The organism is Pseudoalteromonas sp. SG41-5, from assembly GCF_014164495.1.
GTDB lineage: Bacteria > Pseudomonadota > Gammaproteobacteria > Enterobacterales > Alteromonadaceae > Pseudoalteromonas > Pseudoalteromonas rhizosphaerae.
In genome coordinates, this window is the sequence record NZ_JACJFH010000044.1 from 15271 (window position 1) to 39072 (window position 23802).

General features: G+C 38.7%; 20 protein-coding genes. 2 read left to right on the top strand and 18 right to left on the bottom strand.

Annotation, left to right across the window (positions count from 1 at the left end; genetic code table 11):
• Nucleotides 1-5 precede the first annotated feature (5 nt).
• From H5232_RS12845 to H5232_RS12855, 3 genes are read right to left on the bottom strand one after another with little or no spacing between them, the layout of a single operon-like run.
• Nucleotides 6-1331, bottom strand: a complete 1326-nt coding sequence (locus H5232_RS12845) for a TolC family protein (protein WP_182830995.1) — start codon at nucleotides 1329-1331, stop codon at nucleotides 6-8.
• A 13-nt stretch (nucleotides 1332-1344) separates the two neighbouring features.
• On the bottom strand, nucleotides 1345-2319 hold the full coding sequence (locus H5232_RS12850; protein WP_231485805.1) for a M56 family metallopeptidase: 975 nt from the start codon (nucleotides 2317-2319) through the stop codon (nucleotides 1345-1347).
• Between the two features lie 17 nt (nucleotides 2320-2336).
• The gene (locus H5232_RS12855) at nucleotides 2337-2720 is read right to left on the bottom strand and encodes a BlaI/MecI/CopY family transcriptional regulator (protein WP_182830996.1); all 384 of its coding nucleotides are present in this window, start codon (nucleotides 2718-2720) and stop codon (nucleotides 2337-2339) included.
• Between the two features lie 83 nt (nucleotides 2721-2803).
• On the opposite strand from H5232_RS12855, the gene H5232_RS12860 reads away from it, so the two are divergent.
• Nucleotides 2804-3157: a DUF3147 family protein gene (locus tag H5232_RS12860; protein WP_182830997.1), complete on the top strand. Its 354-nt coding sequence runs from the start codon at nucleotides 2804-2806 to the stop codon at nucleotides 3155-3157.
• Nucleotides 3158-3466: 309 nt separating this feature from the next.
• Here the strand turns inward: H5232_RS12860 and H5232_RS12865 are convergent, their stop codons facing one another.
• The 8 genes from H5232_RS12865 to H5232_RS12900 all read right to left on the bottom strand — a co-directional run bounded on the left by H5232_RS12865 (nucleotide 3467) and on the right by H5232_RS12900 (nucleotide 9342).
• Nucleotides 3467-3799, bottom strand: coding sequence for a deoxyribodipyrimidine photo-lyase (locus tag H5232_RS12865; protein ID WP_259400129.1), 333 nt, complete (start codon nucleotides 3797-3799; stop codon nucleotides 3467-3469).
• Between the two features lie 29 nt (nucleotides 3800-3828).
• On the bottom strand, nucleotides 3829-4581 hold the full coding sequence (locus H5232_RS12870; RefSeq protein WP_182830999.1) for a hypothetical protein: 753 nt from the start codon (nucleotides 4579-4581) through the stop codon (nucleotides 3829-3831).
• A 412-nt stretch (nucleotides 4582-4993) separates the two neighbouring features.
• Complete coding sequence (locus tag H5232_RS12875; RefSeq protein ID WP_118845385.1) at nucleotides 4994-5419, bottom strand: hypothetical protein; 426 nt, start codon at nucleotides 5417-5419, stop codon at nucleotides 4994-4996.
• Between the two features lie 3 nt (nucleotides 5420-5422).
• Nucleotides 5423-6811: a TraB/VirB10 family protein gene (locus tag H5232_RS12880; protein WP_182831000.1), complete on the bottom strand. Its 1389-nt coding sequence runs from the start codon at nucleotides 6809-6811 to the stop codon at nucleotides 5423-5425.
• A gap of 11 nt (nucleotides 6812-6822) precedes the next feature.
• Nucleotides 6823-7956 carry a type-F conjugative transfer system secretin TraK gene (locus H5232_RS12885; RefSeq protein ID WP_182831001.1) on the bottom strand — a complete coding sequence of 378 codons (1134 nt, stop codon included), beginning with the start codon at nucleotides 7954-7956 and terminating at the stop codon, nucleotides 6823-6825.
• Complete coding sequence (locus H5232_RS12890) at nucleotides 7957-8667, bottom strand: TraE/TraK family type IV conjugative transfer system protein (protein WP_182831002.1); 711 nt, start codon at nucleotides 8665-8667, stop codon at nucleotides 7957-7959.
• A 9-nt stretch (nucleotides 8668-8676) separates the two neighbouring features.
• Nucleotides 8677-8973, bottom strand: a complete 297-nt coding sequence (locus H5232_RS12895; RefSeq protein ID WP_036973922.1) for a type IV conjugative transfer system protein TraL — start codon at nucleotides 8971-8973, stop codon at nucleotides 8677-8679.
• Nucleotides 8974-8976: 3 nt separating this feature from the next.
• Complete coding sequence (locus H5232_RS12900; RefSeq protein WP_055022201.1) at nucleotides 8977-9342, bottom strand: hypothetical protein; 366 nt, start codon at nucleotides 9340-9342, stop codon at nucleotides 8977-8979.
• 258 nt (nucleotides 9343-9600) lie between these two features.
• Between H5232_RS12900 and H5232_RS12905 the strand changes: the two genes are divergently transcribed.
• Nucleotides 9601-13941, top strand: a complete 4341-nt coding sequence (locus H5232_RS12905) for a hypothetical protein (protein WP_182831003.1) — start codon at nucleotides 9601-9603, stop codon at nucleotides 13939-13941.
• 77 nt (nucleotides 13942-14018) lie between these two features.
• Here the strand turns inward: H5232_RS12905 and H5232_RS12910 are convergent, their stop codons facing one another.
• The 7 genes from H5232_RS12910 to H5232_RS12940 form a co-directional block, all read right to left on the bottom strand.
• Nucleotides 14019-14705 (bottom strand): DUF4400 domain-containing protein, encoded by a 687-nt coding sequence (locus H5232_RS12910; RefSeq protein WP_182831004.1) that lies wholly within the window; start codon nucleotides 14703-14705, stop codon nucleotides 14019-14021.
• Nucleotides 14702-15169 (bottom strand): hypothetical protein, encoded by a 468-nt coding sequence (locus H5232_RS12915; RefSeq protein ID WP_182831005.1) that lies wholly within the window; start codon nucleotides 15167-15169, stop codon nucleotides 14702-14704. The genes H5232_RS12910 and H5232_RS12915 overlap by 4 nt, the downstream gene beginning before the upstream one ends.
• A 116-nt stretch (nucleotides 15170-15285) precedes the next feature.
• Nucleotides 15286-17307: a type IV secretion system DNA-binding domain-containing protein gene (locus tag H5232_RS12920; RefSeq protein ID WP_182831006.1), complete on the bottom strand. Its 2022-nt coding sequence runs from the start codon at nucleotides 17305-17307 to the stop codon at nucleotides 15286-15288.
• On the bottom strand, nucleotides 17291-19534 hold the full coding sequence (gene mobH / locus H5232_RS12925; RefSeq protein WP_182831007.1) for a MobH family relaxase: 2244 nt from the start codon (nucleotides 19532-19534) through the stop codon (nucleotides 17291-17293). The genes H5232_RS12920 and mobH overlap by 17 nt, the downstream gene beginning before the upstream one ends.
• A gap of 43 nt (nucleotides 19535-19577) precedes the next feature.
• On the bottom strand, nucleotides 19578-20321 hold the full coding sequence (locus tag H5232_RS12930) for a hypothetical protein (protein WP_182831008.1): 744 nt from the start codon (nucleotides 20319-20321) through the stop codon (nucleotides 19578-19580).
• A gap of 4 nt (nucleotides 20322-20325) precedes the next feature.
• Nucleotides 20326-20802 (bottom strand): conjugative transfer protein MobI(A/C), encoded by a 477-nt coding sequence (mobI, locus tag H5232_RS12935; protein ID WP_182831009.1) that lies wholly within the window; start codon nucleotides 20800-20802, stop codon nucleotides 20326-20328.
• Between the two features lie 2079 nt (nucleotides 20803-22881).
• Nucleotides 22882-23655: a hypothetical protein gene (locus tag H5232_RS12940; protein ID WP_182831010.1), complete on the bottom strand. Its 774-nt coding sequence runs from the start codon at nucleotides 23653-23655 to the stop codon at nucleotides 22882-22884.
• Nucleotides 23656-23802: the final 147 nt, after the last annotated feature.

The following is a 23802-nucleotide window of genomic DNA, read 5'->3' on the forward strand; positions in this document are numbered from 1 at the left end:
CGGTTCTACTCGCTATCACTAACGGACACGCCAGTTAGGCGTTGAATTTCAATATGTTGTAAGTGCAAAGATTGATAAGCATCAAGTAACTGATTTTGGGCGCTGAGTAGCTCTCTACGGATATCACTCCACTGGTTGTAGCTAAGTTTGCCGATATCAAATGCCTGACTTGCTTCAGTCAATGCGGTTTCTAGTACAGGAATAATTTCAGCTTGAATCGTTTCAATGACATGGTGGGAATGCGCCATTTCTTGCAATAGCACATAAAGCTGTGCATCAAGTTTCTGCATTAACGCTTGTTGCTGACTTGCCAGAACATCTTGTTTTGCGCGTAAGGCAGCTATTGTTCCTGCATTTCTATTTTCACTTCCCCAAGGAATAGAGACACCCGCCACTAAACCAAAATCATCGGTCGTTTCATATCGTCTTAGTCCAGCAGTGAATTGCCACTGAGGTTTGGCTTCAATACGTGCGAGTTCCATTTGAGACTGGGCGATACGTTGTTCATCAGCAAACTGCTGTATTTGCGGGATTTGCTTAAGCTTGTTTAGCTGGCTTTCTACAGATGGAATTTCCGGCTTAAGCACTAAATTCCCCGTTAACTTAAGCTCTGCCTGAGGCTTACCCCATAAGGATGACAGTTGATAATGGCTGGCTTTTAATTCGTGCTCTAAATCTTCGACAGCGAGATTTCTTCGAACCAACTCAGCTTGAGCCAAGCGCATTTCGACATTAGAACTTTTGCCTGCTTTTACTCTTTTGGCAATAGCGTCAACCACTTCCTGTGCCTGAGATACCGCTAATTGATTGAGTTTCAGGCGCTCTTGTTTTATCAAGATTTCAACAAACTGCTTAGCAACAATCGCAGATAAATCGAGGGCTTTTATTTTTTGCTCGACTATTACTGCACTTGCTTGGCTTTTTGCCGCATTAACTCTGCCATCAATTTGATCTTGTTGAAGCAACCAAGAGTAGGTGAGCGTTGATTGCATACTTTTTAATGCACTATGCTCACCAGTCCCTAACGCATCTTCAATCATTAAACCTATTTGAGGACGCTCTCCAATTCCAGCTTGCTCGATATTACCTTGCCACAAGGCTTCTTGAGCTATCAAGGCTTTTAATTCAGGATGACTTTGTAGAGTCATGGTCACAGCCTTGCTTAAATTTATAACCTGATGTGATGACTGTGATTGCTGCTGGATTTGCGCATTAGCCAAAAAGGGAGTTGATGTTACTAAACCAGCCCCCGTTGTTAAAAATAGACCAACAGCCAAAAACCGATTGCCGATCGGTTTTTTTCTGTTGCTTTTATAAAGATTAAATCTCATTCCATATCCTTAATTAATGGATGAAAAAAGTTTCGATAAAGTGATGAAAACTATCGACAGTGGATGCCGCTAGTACTGGCATAGTTGCCAATAATGCTAGAGTAATGATGAAAGTAGTAAGTGACGGTTTATTAATTGGATTTAATAAACCTTCAACACGAAGACTCGTGTAATCATGTCCGAAGTAGCTAACAGACGCCTGATCGCAATCCGTAGGAAGTGCTTTTTGAAGTCTAGCGACATCAATTAATGTCTGTGCGATATCAAGGTGGTCGTATTCTTTTGTGACCTCATTGTCGGCCATCTTTTCCGTCATTAAGACATATTGCTCGATTAGGGTTTGTTTTATACGTGACGGATAGAAGCTGGCAAGTGCCGTGAAAAGCACTTTAAATAACGGGTCTCTTGCCGTTACATGAGCCAGTTCATGATTAACGATGATATTAAGTTGTTCATCGCTAACTTGGGTTTGTAGTCCGGTTGATACATATATCTTGGGAGATATAAAACCTGTAGTAAAGGCAACAGGCACTTTAACAGGCATCAATAAATATTGATTGCCATTAGTCGTCCTAGCATCTTGTGCATCAGTAAAGCTTAGTAAACTCGATAATGCGATGGACTGTTTGGTTCTAGCAAAGGTAGTCTTAGTTACGCGCCAAGCTAAATAGATTAGTGCTAAAAGTAAGGTTAACGCGTGCCAACTTGAAAAGCTAAAAATATCGATATGGTGCCAATGGGCAAAATCTTCGAACCAGCTTATGTTAAAAACTTTATCAAACCCTAACGAGTAAGGCATAAAGTAACTAATACAAGAAAAGGCTATCCACCAAGGTGCACTCACTAGTGACCACAATATAAACTTTTGACTATTAAAACTGACTTGTTCGAGTCTGAACAACACAAAACGAGATACGACAGCAACAGTTGCAATACCTATCACAAATGCAAGCACTGAAACACTGAGCAAATTTAGAACGATTGCCATATCTCCAACCAACATAATTAAACCTGTGCCTTTCTTAGCTGGCGTTGCTTTTCGATCATTTTTTCTAATGTATCGAGTTGTTCGTCATTAAGCTGTGCCGAAGCAGAACTGAACGCAGCAATTAAGCTATTTTCACCATCATCAACAAAGTCACTGGTTACATTTGAAATAAGTTGAGCAATTAAGCCTTCACGATCTACTCTGGCTGAATAACAATACGCATGGCCTTGTTTAGTGCGTTTAAGTAATTCTTTTTTAAATAACCTATCAAGCGTACTCTGGATAGTATTTAACGAATTACCACGAGCTAATCCCAGTACTTTATGTACTTGCTTTGCATCCGCTTCTTTCACATTCCAAAAATGTTGAAGCACTAACTTTTCTAGTTCACCTAACTGCATAACACTTTACTCTATTTAATTCGTTGGCTATATTGTCACAATAAAAACCGATAGGCAATCGGTTTTTCATTGAAGGACATTATATGGGTTGGATAATAACGAAGTATTTGATCACCGCAACGGTCATAGTCGCGGCATCAGAGCTAGCAAAACGAAGTGATAAACTAGGCGCTCTAATAGTGGCCTTACCGACAGTCACAATTTTAACCATGATTTGGTTATATGTTGAAAAGCAGCCGCCAGAGAAAATAGCCAATCATGCTTGGTACACCTTTTGGTATGTTCTCCCCACATTGCCCATATTTTTACTTTTTCCTGCTCTGATGCAACGCTATAGTTTTTGGCTGTCGTTACTCATCAGCTCATTAATGGCGGTAATTTGCTTTTGGCTGTTTTCTTTATTGCTGAAGCAGTTTGGGATTGATTTGCTTCCTTGAGGGTAGCAGCAAGGTCAGTTGTTCGCCCCACAGCCGCCATTAAAGTATTTACTCTAACTTGTATTGGGGCAGAAACGAGTTATACCTGAATGACTTTTTTTGGTACTTTGGCGAAGGCCGCCTCGAGCGATAACCGGTCATCCAGGTGAGTCGTCATTAACTTAGTAAAAATAAGATGAAAATATCCTCTCTTAACATGTTTATATAAGTAATAGTAAGAATAATATTTATAGCTGGCAATCACTTATGCTTTTTGCTATTAATAGAAGCTTATAAAATAAACTCCTCTAAACAAGGGTAATTCTACAGTTAGCCTCCATTAAAAATGGGGAGATTACCACTTAAATTTACTCTTTGGCGGATTTGCTCTACAGCGTCAATTGGAGATGAGCCAAAAGTTAAAAGTTTACTATTGAAGTGAGTGAGGTTTTTACTTAGTGACATAGCGCCACCACTTATTGCTTCAGTATGAAAACTACCCCAATCAGGTCCATTCATTAATAGCGGTTCAAAAAGGTACATCGGTATAACAAAGCCATTCGACTCTAAAGCATTAAATAGAGCGGCATTGTCATTAAGTCTAAAATCTCTCTTGACCCACCATACAGCAACCTTCATTCTTGCTTTATGGATTTTATTCATCGATGACAATTAGTATCCTGTTCTAAATCCTAACCAAGTCTATAGGTTTCAGAATGACCAAAAAATTTGTTTTTCATAGTATCCTGTAAGGAAATTTTATCATTCTTCGTCAGGATACTTATTTTAACTCTAGCCCTTATGATATAAGCGCTCCAAAAGTATCCTGTTCTTATTTTACATATTCGGATCCTGGGAGCTAGCTTATATCCTATATCTGTTTTTGTTACGACATCGATGCTCTCACCACGCTTTTTAATGTTTATAGCCCTAATTGAACTTTCTGAATCACGTACACCTGATATTGACAATACTTTTGATGTGCCAAGTGAATTTTCAAGTCCACGCAAGTGGTCTTCAAGCACTTTGATTTTCCAAACAGAAGTGCATTGTCTACCGTTGTGTTGGTTTTGAGCTGTTCTAAGTAATAGCCCTCGACCTAGGTATTGAACCATGGGTCTTGTCATTAGGTGGGGTTTAAGAACTTCTGTTTGAATTGGCAACTGATGAGAGTTGGCGTAATCGTCAATGGATTGGTGAACGTCAAGCATGAAATCCATAATCTCAAAGTTATCGATACTAGTATCGATAGTGTAAATCGACATAGGTGACACCTTATAGCCTTCATCAATAGCCTGTTTTAAAGCTTCAATTGCACAGTGTGTTGTTACAAATGAGTCTTTGCCAGACAAACCGATCGCTACAGACCACCCCTCGATAATTTTTTGTTTGATACTGGTAATTGCGCTTTTTACTTTCGGGTGTAATTTTGTATGAGAATCCATCGGAATGATTCCAGAAATTAATAACTTAACAACTAGGTTAAGCGCTATTTAAAATCGGGCATTTTTGAGAGAAATAATCACTTTTCACAGTGCAGGTGGAGTAGGGTTAATTGATAAAAATTACAATGTTTATTTGACTAATGTATGGCAATGATTTTAGAGAGCTAAATAGCATTTTCCACAGAATCTGTGCATAAGTGAAATTCATAATTACTTATGCACAAGAGAAGTAGGCCATCGCGCTGTGTTTTGGAATTGCTCTCGCGGTCAATGAATACTTAAGGTGAATCCAAGACATTCGGCTGCTTGGGTTGATTTTTATATTCTATAAAACTCAATCGATATCAAGAACTGAGCAGAGCTCAAAAAAACCGCCTGTAAAAGGCGGTTTTTAGTTGGGATCTAAAGTGTTTTAATTCTTGGCGCTTTCAACTGCTTTATTGAACTCATTTAGTAGTGAATCATAATCAATTTCAGTTTTAATGTTGTACTTCTCGCTTAGCTGATTAAGTTCGCCCATAGTCAGCGTTGCAGATGATGAGAAATTAGGCTTTGCGACTACATAGCTTTCATCAATCAGCATCACCCCTTTGAGCTGGTGGAGTTTAATATAGCGCTCGATATAAGATGCCAGCTCTGCAGGTGTTGCTCCTTCCGATGTAATGCGCTTTGAAATTTCTTCTGGATTAAACGTTTGAACTTTCGCATAACCTGCAATTAAATCAGTTACTTCAATCATCGATTTTTCGCTTACTGCTTTTGTGTAAGATACACCAGCAAAAAATGCTAAGGCTGACATTACTAGGCTTATTAGAATCATTTTTATATAGTCATTCATTGTTTAATCACCTAATTTGAGTTTAGTGCCAGATAGCACAGCGAATGTAATTGAACGTCCCGGTGATATCTCAATTACTGGGTGAATCTGTTCTGCTAAAGCGATGTAGTATTCAGCTAGTCTATCCATAGCATCAGCTGAGCCTTGGAACACACCAGCAGAAGCAACGGAGCCTAAGTCTACTGATTCCCATACCGCTCTATCACCACCAGACGTATTGATTGATGTAGTGCGTTGAGGAGCAACAGCTTCAGAAATGCCACTCATAAATCCAGCTGCCATAGAGCCTGCTAAGAGGTTGCCATTTTTGCTTACAAGTCTGCCGGCTATACCAAGTTTGCCATCAAAGTCAGAAACTGCATTCGCTTGAATCGCGCTTTCAACACTCTTACCGTCATTACGTACACATGTAATTGATTGTGCGCGGATATGCGCTCTTTCGCTTGATAAATCCCCGATTGCTTGGCCAATAACGTGACACTCGCGAATATCTAAAGTGAAATGGTTAGGCAAGATAGCTTCTTTTTTAACTCGGATTACAACCGGCATAGGAGAAGACTTGGCTGCAAGCTGTGTTGGAGCATCCAAACCAGTAAGTAAAACGCCAGAGAAGAATGAGCCTGCAGGCAAATAAACAACGCCTTCGTCAGAATCAATTAGTCCACCTTCATTTGGATCGCTTTTCTTTTGGACCTCTTTTTCAGGTCTTAGGCTTTGTTGTGTGATCAGCAAATCTTTTTGCTGTTTTTCTTCAACAACACCCGAACTCTTAATGCTTCGAACGCTGCGTTGGGTGATAGTTCTAATAACACGGCCTTCGATTTGTGGTTTTGCAGTAACAAGCTGAGTAGGGGTTCTGTCAAAGACCCTCTCATCGTACTGTTGTGGTGCATCAGCTATCGCTTGTTGCCCTTGCTCTGTACCAGAGTATGAAGTGTTGTAATTTGAGCGTGAGCCACCATTTGATTGTCTATTCTGCTGGGTATTTGCATATGCTCTATCCCGCACTTCCAGTTGGCGTTCGTAATCTTTCAATTTTAGCGTCAGGTCATCAATGCTTTGCTGCTGTTGCTGAACCATCTCAAGTACACGCTCTTTTTCTGTATATACCTCACGTTCTTTTCTGCGAATTGAGTCTACAGACTTATCATAGATTTCGTCGAATTCGTTTTTATCGATGTTAGCAATGCTTTCTGAATCAAATAGCCCGCGTACTTTACCCTTTCCATCAAGGCGGTCTTCAGCTTGTCTTGCTGCAATTCTGTCCTGCAGACTGGTTTTATTATCACTAGAAGACATCGACTTATAACCAAAGAACGCAATAGGAATAATCACCAGTATTGCTGCAAACTTTCTAACTTTGGGATTTTCCCATTGTTTTTTAATGCTCATTTCCACCAGCCTTAGTTGATTACACGAGGACGTTTAGAGTTTGTGTTAACAATGCTTTCGCGCAATTTGTCTCGCAGGATATAAACTTCTGTTGCTTCGCCAGGTTGCAGTAGTGATTTGTTGTAAATGGCAACGGCCATAACATCACGTGACTCGCACATTTGTTCACGAATTGTATATGGGCGTGTAGTTGTGTTTTGGACTCTGACTACATCAACAACTTCTCTTGGACCGACAATTCGCTGTAGTACTTGCTGACTAATGGTTAAGCCGCAAGGTTGGTGCATCACTTTTGATACATCATGAGAAAGTGAAAACCCTTGTGGTATTTCACCTTTACCAACAGGTTTTAGAATTTGCTTAATGCGCGCTACTCGATCTGTTTCAACATTTGCGACGTAGCCATCAGTTAAAGACGCTTCAGCTAATGCCTCTTGCTCTTTTATTTCCGCTCTGTGATTTGCGCCTTTGTATTGCATCGTTTTTGAAAGATTCACATCGACATTTACAACAACCGGCATCGCTTCCATTGGTACTAATGTAAGGTTGATCATTGACTCTGGAACACCTTCTTCAAACAACATTAAAGCAACAGGCTTAAGTGAGTTTAAAGTGATGTATAAACGACCATCTTCTAATTCTATGACTGATTCTTCGTCGTGGGTTCTAGCAGCAACCATCTTAAAATTAGTTATGATTGGATTCGTCAAACCGACTGCTACAGGTATAGCGATATTAGCGCCCGGTTCAAGGTTGCTAAGGTTTTGGGTTGGCTTGTATTTTGATTTAACGATATCTAGGAATGAGTACCCATTACCTGAGCGAATTGACTGTGCAGTTTGTGGCTGCTGGTACTGGTCAAAATCAGCTTCATTCATCATTCCGTTTGGTTTTAAGTTATCGGCAATTTGATTGATTTCATCTTGAGGGGAGACTGTTTTCATTACAGGCTCGCTTCGACTATCTAATTTAATGCCGTTTTTTGCCGCTTCGAATATAGCTTGCTTTGTAACCGGAATAGGTTGTTCATTTACTACCTCTGTTGGTAGCTTGAATGTATCGCTTGGATTTTCAGTTGCATCATTAGCGAAGGTGAATGTACTAGACGCACAACAAATGGCTAAAAGTATTGATTTCATTTTCATCTAGTTGCTCTCCTGTTGTTCTTTCACTTTCAGTTCTTTTGCAGCTTCTAGCACCCCTATCTCCAGTTCACTGTCATAGTAAGGTTGCGACTCTAAAGTTCCCGGTTCAGCATCGCCGCGCGCTTCCATCGCTTGTTTTCGTTTTCTTGGGGTGCCCGGATATTGATCTAAGTGGGTGATTTTAGGTCTTCCATTTCTTGCAGTGATCTTAAATTCGTAGCTCCACTTCGTATCTGCTTTAGGTTCTCCACCAATGAAAGTGATTTTTTGCCCCCAAATGGTGATTAAATCAGTTTCAGGCTCATGAATTAGGTCATCAGCGATAAAGACTTGTCGTATATCACGCATTTTTATCATTTCAGCTTGCTTATCTAGCATTGGCTCGATTTCAACTTGTAGTTGTGGAGATAACATTTTCATCATTATCTTTTTTACAAAATCGATGTTTTGCGAGTTAATGTTACCTATTAGAGTAGAAACGCTGTAGGCCCATGCTTGTTGGTAATTTTGGTTAGCTTTATCGCCTTGAATTGTAAGCTCACCAAAGTAATTCTGTTCTGGGATAACAACGACTTCACTGTCTTTGAAAAACAGTGTTAAAGCGCCTAGAGCAACTGTAATGGCTAAAAATAGGTTAGCTACACGGCTTATGTTGTTAGATGCAACCATTGATTTAAAGCTTCGAACTGAAGCGGATTTATCATCAAGCATTTTCTTGCCTTAGCGGTGGTATGTACGTTTAACTGGATCTGCAATTGATTTGCTTTGATTGGTTAAGATGAACCCATAAGACCAAAGCTTGTGTTTCACATAGGCTTTTGGGAATCGGCCTTTAACCTTTTGAGAGATATAAATGTATGCCATGGCTAGGCATACAAGGATAAAGGTCTGTTTTGTCACCATGCCAATCGCTACCGCGGCCATCAACGGTATTACTTGTTCTTTAGTAAATACAAACAAGATTAATAACGGTTGGTTGATGTGGGTCTTGCAGCGGTAGCGATTGGGCGTTTCCATGGTTTAAAGCACTCCAACTGAAGCCGTTAGGAAGTACTCAACAGCATCTTGTGCATTTGCAAATAGCAGTGCGATAAGGAATGCACCCACACAAGTAGCATAGTTCTGCTTCATAATGCCTTGGAAAGCAGCAAAGCCAAATGTGAAAATTGAAATGATGATGCCAGGTGCGCCGGTTAACCAGCCAACTACTTCATTGTAAACTCCGTATAGGAAGTCACCAGAAGTTGGGGCCGCAGCCATTACGCCTTGTGAAATTAATAGAGCTAAAGAGATTACCATCAGTGCGATGGTCGCTTTTTTAGCTGTAGACATTTTTTTAGTGATTGTTGGTGCTTCAACAATGTTTGATTGGTTGGTTAGTTCCATTTTTAAACCTCTTAAGAGTTAATGTTCAACGTTAAAGTCGAATTAATCTTAAACTCTTAAAAACAGCATGAAGCCGGATTTTTATTTAAATTTGAATAAAAATTGGGGAATTAGATATTTGGGTGATAATTAATTCAATGGCGCCCTGTGTATTCACTTTTGTGCACTTGCCAGTTAAAGCTATTCAGGATCATTAACTAGACAATTACAGGTTATTTGAGAGTATTAAATTATAAGAATGAAATTAGGGATAAATTAATGGTAGGTGTAGATATCAATCGTGTATTTGCAGAAGTTACGCAGGATGAGTTGAATAAAGGTGATGCATATCTATTATCGGATGGCAGGTACGACGCTAAATCTTGGGCAGAGCTAGATGACTGTCAATGCATGGTTATCCTTGGCGAAGGGAAGTGCGGTAAAACGTTTGAGTTTCAAAAGCAAGATGAGCTTTTAAAAGAACAAAACAAGTACTCATTCTTTGTTGCCTTAGAGCAATTACAGGATTTTGATTTTTTAGATGTCATTACAGAAAATGAAGAGCTACGTTTCGAAGAGTGGAAAAAGAGCTCAGATCAAGAGGCTTACTTTTTTTTAGATGCTGTTGATGAGTTAAAACTTAGGAGTGGCAGTCTACGTAGTGCTCTTAGAAAAATAAAAAATGCAATTGGCATAGCGGTACTACCTCAAGCAAAGTTTTACATTTCATGTAGACCCAATGATTGGAAAGATGAGATTGATATAGCCGCACTCAGAACGCTGGTGGCCAATCGAAATATGGATGAAGAAGAAACAGAAGAATTTGAAGATGGGGAAAAAGAACTAATAAAATTAATTTCAAATGAAAAGACCACCAGCAAGCAAAACTACAGTGAAAAAACTAGTAGTGAAGATAAGATTAAAATTTACTCATTGTTATCCTTCAACAACGGCGACATAGAACGATTCGCCAATAGTTATGCCCCCGAACACTCTGAAAAGTTTATAAATTACTTAAATTCAAAAGAGCTGTGGCATTTATATCACTTGCCTTACGAAATTATGTCAGCTTTGGACCAGTTGTCATCTGGTGGGAGGTTAGGTGACTTACAGGAACAACTTGATTATGGTATTTCGCAAAAGCTGAAAGAGCATTCATTAATCCGGGGGGATTTACTTAGTGAAAAAAGGGCGTTGGAAGCAGTTGAGCGTATAGCCTTTGCGCTGTTTATGATGCAAAGGCGATCTATAAGCTTAGAAGCTACGCCAGGTAAACCTCACTTAGTGTGTATCAGTGAAATCTTAACTGATTTTAGTCCTGCTGAATTAGCCGAGCTAATTAGAAAACCAATATTCACTATCACAGGAGTTAAGCAATTTAGGTTTCATCATCGCGCATCGCAGGAGTATCTAGCAGCGAAGCAGCTCAAAAAGCTCAAAGAAAGCGGTCTAAAAACGAATGATTTGTTTAACTTTCTGTTTGCTGAAATTGGTGGTGAAAAAGTCTTAATACCTAGTATGGAGCCTATTACCGCTTGGATGGCCTTATGGAATAGAGACATTTTTAATGAAGTAAAGATGCGCTCTCCAGCGTTAATGTTCAGACAGGGCATGCCTGCCTTATTAGATATTGAACAACGTGCAGAGCTAATCCGTTGCTTTGTTAATAAGTATTCTCAAAACTCTGGGTGGTCAGGTGTTGGTATTGGGCAACGAGAGCTTCAAAAAATTGCATCTCCAGAGCTGTCTGGCGTAATCAGAGAGTGTTGGGATGAAGCGTATCAAGGCTATGAAACCCGCGAGCTTCTGATTGAATTGATCTATTTTACACCATTATTTGATTGCACCGATTTAGCTAAGCAGGCTCTTCACGATAGTGATCTGAATATGGCGCATAGAGTTTATGCTGCTTGGACTATTCTAGAGTTTGGTAGTGTCGAAGATAAGAAAGAACTCGGGAAAATTGTACTTAGAGACGAATGGCCGCAAAGACTTAGACGGCAATTAATATCTAAATTATTACCTGAATCAATTACTTTGGATGAGTTTATAGCCTTAGCACAAGAGTTGGAAGAAGTATCTAATAATGTGCATGGGTTAGGTTATGAGCTGTATAAATGCGTAGATTCTAAAGCAATAGATTTGAAGTCAGTAGCAACTATTCGAGATAGTTTTGCCCAAACAATTTGGGAAAATAGAACTGAGGGATCACGCATATTTCGAGCGGATTCTAAATATCAGCACTTTGCTGATGCTGTTTACTACTCTTGTTCAAAAACAGTTCCGTATATGGAGGAAGAGTTTGAAGACTGGGCATGGTCACTGGCGGTAGCCTTTCACTTTTCGGAGTATCAAGAAAGTATTATTGCTAGGGATGAAGTAAAGGCACTAAAAGAGATTCTAAAAACATCACTTGTACATAGAGAAGCGTATTATTGGGCTTGTCTTAAGTTAGCGACTGCACTTGAAGGTGAAAAAGACCTTCTGATTAGTGATTATCATATTGATCATACTAATTTACTTAAGCCATATGGCGAAAATGATATTCCTTGGCTATTAGATGCATTCAAAAACAGCAAGTCAAAAGATAAAAGGGCAGCTTCCTTATTTAGATTACTGCAGTTAGTAACTACTCAGAAACTACCAAAGCTTGAAGATACATTAAAAGAACTCATTTCTGAAGATTGTGAATATTACCCATATTTACACAGTAAATTATATCCAGTTCCAATCGAGCCTGATGAATATGAACGTGAAATAAAGCAGCGTCAGGAAGAAGCAAAAGTAAAAGAAGAAGAAAGAGTGAAAGGCTGGACTGAATGGAGAAAGCAAGTTTTAAACAGCTCTACTTTTGAATTAGATGAAGAGAGGTTTGAAAATACTTTTTATAATATTTTTAAAATGCTGAGGCAATCAGAATCCAACCCTATGAAATGGGGGTGTTGGGATTCAGAATCAATAGAGCGAATATTTTCAAAGGAGTTTCTGGAGGCGATAAGAATTAAGCTATCTCAGTATTGGAAAAACACTGACATAAAGCTATTCAGTGAAAAGCCAGTTGATGAAAAAAACACATACTCACATATAAGTTTAATGTCATTATCTGCTGTAAAGTGCTCTGCTGAAAATGAAGGTTGGGAAAACCAATTGTCACATGAGGAAGCTGTGAAAGCTGTTCGCATCTCACTACTTGAATTGAACGGCTTTGCTGACTATTTACCTAAATTGATAGCTGCCCAACCTGCTGCAGTAAAAGAAGCATTAACTAAAGAGGTTATGTCACAAATAGATGGATTTTCACAGATAAAGAGCGCCCCAATATTTGCTCGAATGACTAACTCCCAATCTGAGTTGATCAAAGTAACTCTCATTGAAGCCGCTTTAAATCGAATCGAGGATATCAGGGCTATTTTATCTGAAGGCCCGAACGCCGATATCAAATATATTTTCCAGTTGGCATCAACAGTGACTGTTGGTGACTCAATTGATATTTTTGCAAGTTTATTGGAAGAGCACTTAAAAAATAGCAAAGTTGATAATGCCGATTTGGTCGAATGGGTAAAACTATTTGCACACTTGGATGTAATTGGCGCAAGTGAATTAATTTTTAGGCTAACAGATGATTTATCAACAGTGGAGCTTAAACAAAGAGGAGCATCTTTATTCGCTAATGTCTTTGGTGACCGCCATCATAGCTTACCCCTAACCTTTGAGGAGATAGATAAAAATTTGAGGCTTGAAATCCTTAATAACTTATTGAATCGCTGCTATGAGGTTGTAGATCCAAAGGATGACCATGTGAGGGAAGGGGGAAGTTATAGACCCGATATGAGAGATGATGCGGAATATGCGCGCAGCTATTTATTGCAGTGTATTTCAAAAGTTAAGGACATTAGTACTGTTGGAATACTTAAAGGTTTAGCAAAAATACCTCAGGCTAAACATTTGGAGAGTAGGCTAAACCAAATGGCCATTGATGTAGCCGCCTCACTATCTGAGCCTAAAACCCCAATGAATGCCAGAACCTATAATGAGCTTGTTGATAAAAACAAGTATATCCCTCGTGATAACGACGGGTTATTCAACGTAATGACTAGCCGATTAGATGACTTCGAACACCATCTGCTTAACGATGAGTTTAGTATTATCGATACATTTAGGGAGGTAAGGGGTGAGCTAGAAGCGAGAAGGTTTATATCTGCTTACCTAGAAGCTAATAATCATGAGGCATATTCTGTAAGTCAAGAAGCTGTTGTTATAGCTGAAAAACGAACGGATATTAGGCTGCAAGCCACCAGCTTTCGTTGTTACGCTTCTATTGAGTTGAAAATTGATGATAAGAGTAATAAATGGTCTGGCTCTGAATTAAAGAAAGCTTTAATTGACCAACTAATTGGGCAGTACCTTAATCATGAGCGGTGTTATGTCGGCTGTCTGCTGATAATGATGAGAGAAACCCGCAAATGGAAACACCCTGAAACAGGCGATATGATGACATTAGCCCAAACGGTTGAGTGGCTACAAAGTGAAGCTGACGCAATCATGAAGGATAGAACTGAACTTCGTGTAGTTGTGAAAGGTATAGATTACTCAAGTACAGCAAATGAGCCGCGTTCCTAAGTTGGTAATGTAATTTCAGGGATTAGCTGGCCAATTATGGTCAGCTTTTTTGTGCAGGTATGGTGCCTTTGCTTGAACTATATATGCTTTTGCAGTGTTGCTATGTATCTAGATGTTAGGAATGATGCAAATAATAAAGCAATAAAAGGTATGTATGCCCCAGCTGTAGGGTAAAAGTTGGGTAGGGCGAAATAGACAATGACACCGACTAAAATACCTTTGATTAGTTTCTTAATAACTAACATACGAGTCTTTGTTTTGTTACCGAATGTATAAGCTCTAATTCTCCAGCTATAAACACCAATAACTAGTTGCGCAAGCGCGAAAGGCACTAAAATATAAAGCCAAATCATTAAAAGGTTTGCTCTGTGTAAGATTTGGTATGTAAGCGTTTGTATGTTGTTTGTTACTCTTTTAACTAAAGGCAAAAGCTTTGCTGTTAGCCTGGCTAAAGGGTTTTTATCGTCTGTATCTCGATTTACCTTGTCCAAGAAATACTGCTTAAATCCTGACCTCACAATGATTGTGTTGTAGTGCCTATGCGATGCATCAGTAAGGTTAAGCCAGTTTTTTTCACCGATGGCCTTGTAGCTCGCTTTAACTTCATTTTCTAGCATTCTGTTAAAGCTGGTGGGGTTTAAAGCAAGAACCTGTGCTGCCAACGCAAATAGAATAAAGATGAATAGCTTTGAGTATTCTTTTTTTCTATTTTGCTCTCCAGACTTATCCTTATACAGGTCTTCGCTGTCATTCTCATAAATCATGACGAAAACGCCTCCTTAAATGTAAGGGTTTTACTTTCATCGAAATTAGGAATGCCGAAATAGAACAGGTGTGAACGCTTCACAATCTTGCTCAGTAGAAAGTGCTGTATCATTAGTAATGATTCTTGATTTGACTCTTTTTCAATCAAGTTTGGTTTAGCGCGTATTGCTGAGTTCTTGTGCGTGATGAGAAACTGGCTGATTGTCTCTAAGAGTGGGTCCCATACTGCAATACACGAGCCTGAGCCTCCGGTGTAGACCATAACATCGAGTACGGCTGTAAGTTCACTTGTAACCGTGAAGAGAAAGGCTTTAAAAAACTCTGCTCGGCTCAGATGTGAATTATGTACAAGAGAGTGTTGGCCAGCTTTATTAATGATGTGATTAAATAGATCTACATCTTGTTGTGGATGCTTCAATTCATCCCCAATAAAATCTAACAAATATCGAAGTGTTTCTTCCACAGCAGGTGCTTTCTTGTAGATGACCGAGTATATGTGCTTGTTATCTTCTGAAAGTGAATTATTCACATTGCTTTTTTTGTAGCATCTACTTTGGATTTTATATACTTTTTCTCTGCTCATCGTTGTATTACCGGTACTTTAGCTTTGATTGTTCTGCCGTCAGCAAGTCGTGCTACATATTGTAAAATAGGCAGCGAGCCAAGTAGGCTTTCGTTAAATGCTTTGTCGTTTTGTTGTGTAAGCCTCTCAGCGTATGAAGAACCAAAGTCAGTCATGTCATTTGTGTTCCCTGAACTTTGACCTAAAGTGATTTGTTGGCTGGTTATTGGCACTTCACCAAATTGGCTGGAAGCATATTCTTGAGTTGATGTGTCGTTTGCTCTCATAGAGAAAAAGTTGTTGCACAGACCTAATACACGGTTTGCAGTAGCAGGGTCTGTTTTAGCTTCAATATCAGCTTTAGTTTGGGTTGCAATAAACATTTGCATGAATGCTGCACGACCTTGGGCTAATAAATTCAAAAGGGCATCATTCCCAGCAATCGCTGCATGTACTTCATCCACAAACACCGCTACTCGACGGCCTCTCCCTTCTGAGAAGTTGTATCGTGAACCTGCTACAGCAGCGATGTCAGCTAAAACAAGTTTGCTCAAATAACCAGCTGTCTTTGTGTCGCTGAGAGAATCAAGCGCCATGTAAAGTAGTCCTCCATTTTCAACGATGTCTGAAGTGTCTACATAACGACTGTCTTTCTCTCTTATTTTCCCTGATTTCTTTGATACACCTTCAATGTGATTTGATGTGTAATCTATATTTTCATTTTCAGCTGTATCGTATCTAGTATCCTCATCACGCGCATCTAAGCTTTCAGCTATCGCTTCTTCTGGTGATATAAGCTCATCCATAGGTGTAGATGTAAGGACGCTAAAAATAGGAAGTAAATTAGCTGTCATCTTTTGCATATGCTCGGCGTTGTGCGTAAGCAACTGAATTATGCCATCCACTTCTGGTGATTGATGTTGTTGAGATATAACTTGCTGATAGTAATTTAGCATTTGCTCTAAACGAGTTTTACCGAAAGAGCTCATTTTGGCGCTAAGTTGAGTCTCCCAATCTTCTCCTATACATTTAGCGTAGTGTCTTTCAAGACACTTTTGAGTTAAGGCGGTTTTACCTGTTGTCACGTAACGAGCAATCGATTTGATTTGTGGCTGTATGCCGGCATAAAGCATCGCGTTAACTGTTGAGTTTATGACGTTCCAGTTGAACCGAATGAAGCTATCTTCTTTACCCGACTCAACCATAATGGATGCGATACGTTCAGCTATCTCAGTCGGTCTATTCCAGTTTTTAATGGGATCTATTGTGCAAGATGTAGATGGTTTAGAAGGGTGAAAGTAGTGGTAGTGCTCACCCTTACCAAAATGTTCCATTTCCGCTTGTAAAGCTTTGCGCCACGATGAGTCGTTTTTTGGGTCTAGTACAATGACGGTATAACCTTTGTGGATCATCGCGAGGCTAAGCAAAATGAACATTGTTGTTTTACCGGTACCAACATTGCCCATAATCATAGAATGGCCAAAGAACGTTTCAGCATCTACGTATTGCCTTTCGGCGTCCCCGACACCATCAATCCATGGTTTACCGCCAAGCTTTAATGTTTCTTTACGCCACTTTTTAACGAATGGTTTTAGAAATAGTGGAAGCTTCACTTCTTGTTTGTCAGAGTATAAGCCTTGTATTTGATATGAGCGATTTGCATGCTCCACACCCCACTCAAAGCCATTTCCAATGAATATCTTGTTATTTCCCTTCTTTTTATTGTTTGGATTTAAGATATTCTCTTTAGCCATGTGCTCTTGACGTATTGCTTTTATATCCTCGAATTCAATCTTGTTGAAAAATATTTTGCACTGGCGTTTGACTAGTGGAATTGCCTTTAAAGTATAGTGTCCACATTGAGCGGTGAGTATTGTAGTGATTCCAAAACCCACCATACCGATATGGCCTTCACTCTCAATAACGCTTGAAGTAAAGGTTACAACACCTGCGGCTAAAGAGGCGTAAGCCTTATTTAATTCATATACAGGGCGGTATAAATTTTCGTGGAATAATGGGTTACTACGTTCCTGCGTCATGTTTCACCTTAATATGTATGTCATTCTTATCTTGTACGATTGAACTCGACAAGATATTTGTTTCGCTGGCTTTGCAGTTTGTGACGGCATTAACAAGAGTTTTCTTATCTCTTATAGGTGCAATTAAAAAGCCGTCTCTTAACTCAACTTTTTCGTGAATAATGTTTCCAAATAATAATTCAGCTGTCTTAGGGGTTAAGCCAATAGCAAGCAGAGATTCAATATCTAACTTTGCTTTCTGAGATGTATTATCAGCCGCGGTTACATCTGAACTATCCTGATTTTCATTTGATTTCGGCTTTTTTTCAGCTTTTTGGTTTTGACTTGATTCAGGCGACTTCGCTTTAACGTATTTACGCTTATTGATGATGAAGTAACGAATTAATGCTGGAGGCTTTCTTTCGATAAGCCCCGCTTTTTCAAGTTCGTTTTCTAGATTGTCGTCAAGGTTGTCTTTCCATTTATCATCAACAAGGTAGTAGTTTTGACCATCGATTAAAATCGGATCTAAGGTCCTTATGAACTCAATGGCTTTGGTCGTTGAAGTCACCTTAATGCCACTCTTAGGTTTTGGGGCTGTTTTTTTAAGTGTTGTTTCGTTATTTTGCTTTTCCGGTACCTTTGCACTTTGTTGGTTGGTTGGAGCAAATAGCTCACCATTAGTGTTCTTTGGTTTTTCCTTTTTAGGTTTATCTTTATTTGGGCTATCCTTTTGAGCTGCTTTTGCTTTTTCAGATGGATTGCTAGGCTTAATAGGTTCTTCCGCAGTATCTTCTCCTCTGGCTTTGCTAGTATTAGGCTTGCCGTTTTTTTGCGGACTTTTTGTTGCCGAATTCTCAACTTTCATTTCTAGAGAATCACTATTAGCTTTTAAATGAGCAGCAGCCTCATGAGCAATAACATTTTCTTCGCTTATGTATCGGTAACCTTCACTTGAGTAGATAACTGCGTTTAGCCCCATGTCGAGTTTTAATAGGCCGTAACGGTTTGGTGGAATAACTTCACCTTTAAGCAAAAATAAAGGCCACTCCAGACGAATAACGCCAATACCGCCCTTAAGATTTTTACTGATGAGTAAATCAATACCCTCAGACAGGTTAGTGACAGTTTCAAAAAAGAGCGCGTAATCAGTTTTTTCTTGCTTACGAAGAATGCCCCTATCCATCATTTTTTCACGCAAAAGACTTGGGTTGTTAGGAACAGTTGGATCTGATTGATGCATTTCCTTTGCTAACTCATTGAAGCATTCAGGCCACCGAAGGTATATCTCGTTATCAATAGCAATTGCTTTACCTTCTGTTAGCCATACTTTGGCTTTATCTTGCATTAGCTTGAGGATTTTCTCGTGTAATGCTGACTTCCTTGCGCCAAGGTCGTTGTCCCAAGTTGTTTGAATGTCTTTGGCAGTTGAAACATAGTCAGCTGAGCGAACAGCTCTTTGTAAGTAGCCATCTATACCTTGATAGTTTGCAAGGGTGGTGCTTATGTCTTCAAGCAAGTTGCCAGGGCATGTGCCTATGTACCTCTTTGCATCAGGTGTGAGGATTTGTTGAAATATGGATTGTGGAGAAACTTCATGCCCCTTATGAATTCTGTCTTTTCTCCATCTAATGCCAACTTTTGTTATTTTGTTTTTTTCTTTCCAACTAACAAGGTCCTCTATAATTGGAATCCAGATATTATTTGGATTGTTTTTATCGTAAATATCCATATCAGTTTGCATCTTCCCTGCGTCGTGCACTAAGCCGCATAGCCAAGCGGCGTACTGATATCTTTTTGTTCTTTGTCTCTCGACGTCTAGAGGGAATTCTTGAGGGAGGAATTGAGACTTTGCTTGCCTTAATGCCAAATCAGCTACTTGTAAACTATGTTCAATTAAGCCGAACTCTTTAGCATGGTGGTAACCCTCAGAAGCAGGAAGGTTACCACAATATCTAGCGTAGTTTTTAATCGTATCTATAAATAGACCTTGAAAGGTTAGGTTTTCTTTTTCCCAATCATGGCAATTTCCAAAACAGTAGCGAGTTTGAGCTATTAAATATTTATTATCATCAATGATCTGATTAACTAACTTTGGGCTATTCGAACTATCAAGATCTACATTGCATTTCTTTGCGTCATCTCTCATCAAGCGAGCGGCATTTTCACTTTGAACGATTAGATACTTTTTCTGAACTTTTAAGAAAAGCTTAATTAAAATAGTAAAAGGAATAAGTAAAAGCTTCATATTTCTCTCTGGAAAAAATTAGGCGGTTTCCCGCCTAGTCAATTTAAGCTGCGTTAACTTTTGAGTTGCTTGACTGTTCGGTTTCGTTCTCAGAATCTACAGTGGGGTTATCCAATGAAGTAGATTTTGTGTCAGTGTTTTTTCCTTTGTTTTTAATTGAAGCTTTGGCTTTAATTTCTTCGTTTTGTTTTAAAATAAGACTGTCATCGACATACAACTCTAGGCCACCTCGAATTAACGAAATTAGTTGGGTGGATTTAAATCGGCCCCCACTTCTGTCTTTACCAGGTGATGTAGCGTTGCTAATTTTTGCTACTAATTTTCGTAATAGACCAATCGCTCTATTGCTGTTTTCATGACGACCTAAATCTGTAACAAAACCGGTTAACCAAAGATTTTCTAATTCTGCAATTTCATTATCTAAAGTTTGAATTAGATTTAGTAACTTCCAAGTGACTGGATAGCAAACTGGTACGCTTGATTCATAAGAGCTTGGTGTCATAACTTCTGGTGATTCTTCTAAACCGGCATTTTCCATAAATGCTTCTTTTTGTTTTTGTATACTTTCGATTTCTTGGTTAAACCAATCAGCAAGCTCTGACTCCCAAGCGCTTACTTTAGAATAGAGCTCATTTTCTGTAGTGGTTAACATTAATAATGAACCAATGCGTTCATAAATATTTAATGTTCGGTCACCTTCGTTTTTCCAAAAATTATGGATGGTGTGTGATTTGAACTGGATATTAGTAACAAATGTTTTATGGATTAGTTGGTCATTATTGATCATGATTTCATTCCTCAGCTGGAGCGGTAAATAGTGTTTTAGAAAGTTTGCAGATCTGCTTTTTCAAACTAACTCTGGATGAATGCAGAACTTCAAGTGACTCCCTTAATGGAGCAAGTTGCATTTCAGTTTCCCAATTAATTTTTGCGTGGCCATCCTCGCAATTTTTACTCAGTTGTTTTTCGGTATATCCTTTTTTTGTTGGTGGAATTTCTTTCCCCCAATGCCTATTAATTTTCTTGATAGGTGAGTACTCATGAGAAACCCAAGTGATGTAAAATTTTTCAGAGTTTTTTCGCTGCCTAACTTTTACTTGTAATGTCGATTTTTTAAAATCGCCCGACTCACCATGAATTTGATCTAAAAGAACTCTCCTTTTTTTGTGTTGGTCACAAATATCTTGCGCGCTTTCTACAATTGGTTTTTCAGCATCCTCGATAGCCTCTAAAACTAATTTCAGCACTTCTATTTCTGTAGACAGCATCTTTAACCCCGAACTTTAATTGAGACTTAATTATGCTTTGCAAAAAGATAGCTAAAGCCGAATTTTCAAACGTATATTCAAAAAAATTAGCCAAAGCGCGTTTTTAAGTGTGGTGAACCGAAAGTTGAAGTGAATTAAACCTCAAGGGTGTAACCGGGAAATAAATCTAGAGCAATAAAAAGGCTTGCTCTATTTAGACGCAAATAAAAGTTTTCTGCGTCGCGAAACACCCAAGGATTACTGTAAAGGGAGAGTGTTTTTTGCATCATATGTACGCAAAAACTTGTCATTGAATGGTATTGGTTAAATTAACCTTTTTCTGCATCATAGTTACGCAGAAAAACCATATTAATAAATTGGGGAGCTGTTGCGGCAGGTTTAACATGTAGTCCAATCGCCTGTAAATGTTGATTGGTTGCATCACAATTTATGCAAAGAAATACCTGCGAACTTTAAGTCACCTTGTTTTAAACCGTTCTAAAGAAGATAGTTAAGGAAAGAAATATAATTTACGGTTACTGCAATAAAACGAAGTTTTGCATCATATATGTAGCAAATAAACTTATATTACTTGAAATCTAAAAGTTGAGAACCTTGATGCTTACATCATCAATCTACTTTACGTCTCTTTTGTGTGTCGGTTTTATTTACTTAGAAAAACCCTTCCTTAGCTAACAGGGGGTTACCCATAATTTTATGAGCATGTGGCTATAGGCAGCGTTGGTATCATGAATAGCATATTTAGATTTTACAGAATGTGAAGGGCCATACCGAAAAACTAGAGCTTGAATAACCCTCTTTTAAAGTGAAGTGCTCACATTCCGTATAGTGGATAGTATTACCCTGTTAAAGATAAAAATCAGTTTCCGTAAAGCGGTTAAATTGTTCGCTATATGTTTAAGTCATCCTTCCTATGTTTTATGAATTCTAAGTACATTAAAGCTTCGGATAAGTTCATTAAAAGTCCGCTATATGACCCAAGGTGAACTTAAGCTAATTCCTCTTGAAGGATGTCGCTGCTGTTTGATTGTTTCCGCATTAAGGAAAAATAGATTCCAGTCTTGTTCCGCATAATGAACTAGCTCTTTGTCTGGTGATATTCTCACAACAATAGCACAATAAGAAATATTGTTAGTTTTGACTACAAGATCATCACTCGGTGGCAAATCCGCATTATGGAGCTTGTAAGAAGCTGTCTTCTTCCGCAATGCGGATAATCAATATTGATACTTTTTCATTTCCTTGGATTAGCAATTTAGTAGGTAGGTGAGCAAGTGGTTTATGAATTGAACGGAGCCTACTCCGCAAAGCGAACTAAAATATTAACCTGAATACTGCTCTATTTTTTCAAGATCGAAATGAAATTGAGGTTACGCACTTGTCTAATTTTGAGAACAAAAATGTGATTACATTCCACGTTGCGGACTGTTAATTGGCTTTTGCATTACGTTTTGCGGATTAAGTTTGATGTATTCAATTTCCTTAACTCGGAATGTTACAGCTGATTACAAATTATGATATTCCATCGGCAACAATGAATTTGAAAAAATATCACCTTTAACCACCAGCTTAATGAAGTCCATTAAATGGATTTCGTCACACGAATTTACACTTCGTACAACGGACTCACGATGCAACCACATGCGTCCGAAGAATGAACAACATATAGTCCGTATAAAGGAATGGCTTAGCTTTGCAGTTAATTTCTGGTTTGCTTTGGGTATAGTTTCTTTGCCAGACTTATGAATTAAGCTTATAGCTAAAAGTTTAATTGTATTTACCAGTAGGTGGATTAGATGACTTGTTAAAGCATTCCGTTATTAGGATTAAATTGATTTGGTTACAGGCCAAATACCGGATTGAGTAATTGAATATGTAAAATGAAATGGGGCATCTAATTTAAACGTCTTAGTTGGTGGTTTTGAGGTCTTTTTGAAAATTTGAAACAGAATACCTGAATTATCATAAGTTACTTGGTATCCGTAATGTGGCATCTGATCTCCCCTAGACAGCTCCGTTTTGCGAACTTAAGCCATTTAGATATCTGTCCGCAACCCGAACCATTCTAGGAGGGGCTGCTTACTTGAATTGTGAGGCATTTGTTTTTACATTACATATTAAGTCCTCTGGCGTGATCACATTTACTGGGTACTTGCTTTCTAACTTCTTAAGGTTTTCATGATAAAAAATAGATGTTTGACCAGCACTACTCGCTCTGTCATTAGTACAGAAGTAATCAATACCATAACCATAACTGGCTGCCAGAGCATCACCATCAACCCACTCACCAACACTTTTTGCATATTTTTTATCAGATAAATTGTTATCGGCCTTGGTTCTCTGTATGAGTCCACCTTCAACCTCCGGCAATTGTTTCATTAGATGGTTTCTTCCAGCTCCCAGGCTTTCTATAAACCTTAGGCACTTGAATGAACGTTCTAATCTATCGCCTAAATCATGTCTTACATCTGGTGCAAGATACTTTTCGTCAATATCAAGAGCAGGTGCGCCAACTCTTGGTAGCTTAGTAAATCTGAATCCAAGTTCTAATGCTTTAGGTATCATACTTGCTAAATACTCAGTTAACTCTGGAGCTTTTGAGCCTTTAGAAGATGAAATTTCCTCCCCGTCTATGGCTATGGAATATGCACCTTTAAAATTTGCTATATAAGCTTTTCTTTCTGAATTTTTCATTGTTTCGATCGTTGCTATGCCCTCAAAGAAAAATGGAGTAATAATTTTCGACTGTATCAAATGAAACAACTGAGTATATACTTCGTCAGAGTTTGCCCTTTTATTTTCATCAACTATTGATTCCCATACATTTGAATCAAATGTAACCCAAACTTCCATAATACCAATCTGCCAAATTATATGATCTAATTAGCACACTGATACTTATCTACTTTTACTAAATTGAACTTAGAAAAATCCAAGCAACTTTTAGCTTTATCACGTAAAGAGCCTAATGCGAGAAAGCGAATACGCCTGCTTGCTGTT

Bases quoted from the DNA above. Each gene is read 5' to 3' on its own strand.
- H5232_RS12920 (WP_182831006.1), bottom strand. From the start codon at position 17,307: ATGACGCAGGAACGTAGTAACCCATTATTCCACGAAAATTTATACCGC.
- mobH (WP_182831007.1), bottom strand. From the start codon at position 19,534: ATGAAGCTTTTACTTATTCCTTTTACTATTTTAATTAAGCTTTTCTTA.
- H5232_RS12875 (WP_118845385.1), bottom strand. From the start codon at position 5,419: ATGAATGACTATATAAAAATGATTCTAATAAGCCTAGTAATGTCAGCC.
- H5232_RS12930 (WP_182831008.1), bottom strand. From the start codon at position 20,321: ATGATCAATAATGACCAACTAATCCATAAAACATTTGTTACTAATATC.
- H5232_RS12850 (WP_231485805.1), bottom strand. From the start codon at position 2,319: ATGGCAATCGTTCTAAATTTGCTCAGTGTTTCAGTGCTTGCATTTGTG.
- H5232_RS12880 (WP_182831000.1), bottom strand. From the start codon at position 6,811: ATGAGCATTAAAAAACAATGGGAAAATCCCAAAGTTAGAAAGTTTGCA.
- H5232_RS12910 (WP_182831004.1), bottom strand. From the start codon at position 14,705: ATGATTTATGAGAATGACAGCGAAGACCTGTATAAGGATAAGTCTGGA.
- H5232_RS12895 (WP_036973922.1), bottom strand. From the start codon at position 8,973: ATGGAAACGCCCAATCGCTACCGCTGCAAGACCCACATCAACCAACCG.
- H5232_RS12845 (WP_182830995.1), bottom strand. From the start codon at position 1,331: ATGAGATTTAATCTTTATAAAAGCAACAGAAAAAAACCGATCGGCAAT.
- H5232_RS12905 (WP_182831003.1), top strand. From the start codon at position 9,601: ATGGTAGGTGTAGATATCAATCGTGTATTTGCAGAAGTTACGCAGGAT.
- H5232_RS12855 (WP_182830996.1), bottom strand. From the start codon at position 2,720: ATGCAGTTAGGTGAACTAGAAAAGTTAGTGCTTCAACATTTTTGGAAT.
- H5232_RS12885 (WP_182831001.1), bottom strand. From the start codon at position 7,956: ATGAAAATGAAATCAATACTTTTAGCCATTTGTTGTGCGTCTAGTACA.
- H5232_RS12900 (WP_055022201.1), bottom strand. From the start codon at position 9,342: ATGGAACTAACCAACCAATCAAACATTGTTGAAGCACCAACAATCACT.
- H5232_RS12860 (WP_182830997.1), top strand. From the start codon at position 2,804: ATGGGTTGGATAATAACGAAGTATTTGATCACCGCAACGGTCATAGTC.
- H5232_RS12865 (WP_259400129.1), bottom strand. From the start codon at position 3,799: ATGAATAAAATCCATAAAGCAAGAATGAAGGTTGCTGTATGGTGGGTC.
- H5232_RS12870 (WP_182830999.1), bottom strand. From the start codon at position 4,581: ATGGATTCTCATACAAAATTACACCCGAAAGTAAAAAGCGCAATTACC.
- H5232_RS12940 (WP_182831010.1), bottom strand. From the start codon at position 23,655: ATGGAAGTTTGGGTTACATTTGATTCAAATGTATGGGAATCAATAGTT.
- mobI (WP_182831009.1), bottom strand. From the start codon at position 20,802: ATGCTGTCTACAGAAATAGAAGTGCTGAAATTAGTTTTAGAGGCTATC.
- H5232_RS12890 (WP_182831002.1), bottom strand. From the start codon at position 8,667: ATGCTTGATGATAAATCCGCTTCAGTTCGAAGCTTTAAATCAATGGTT.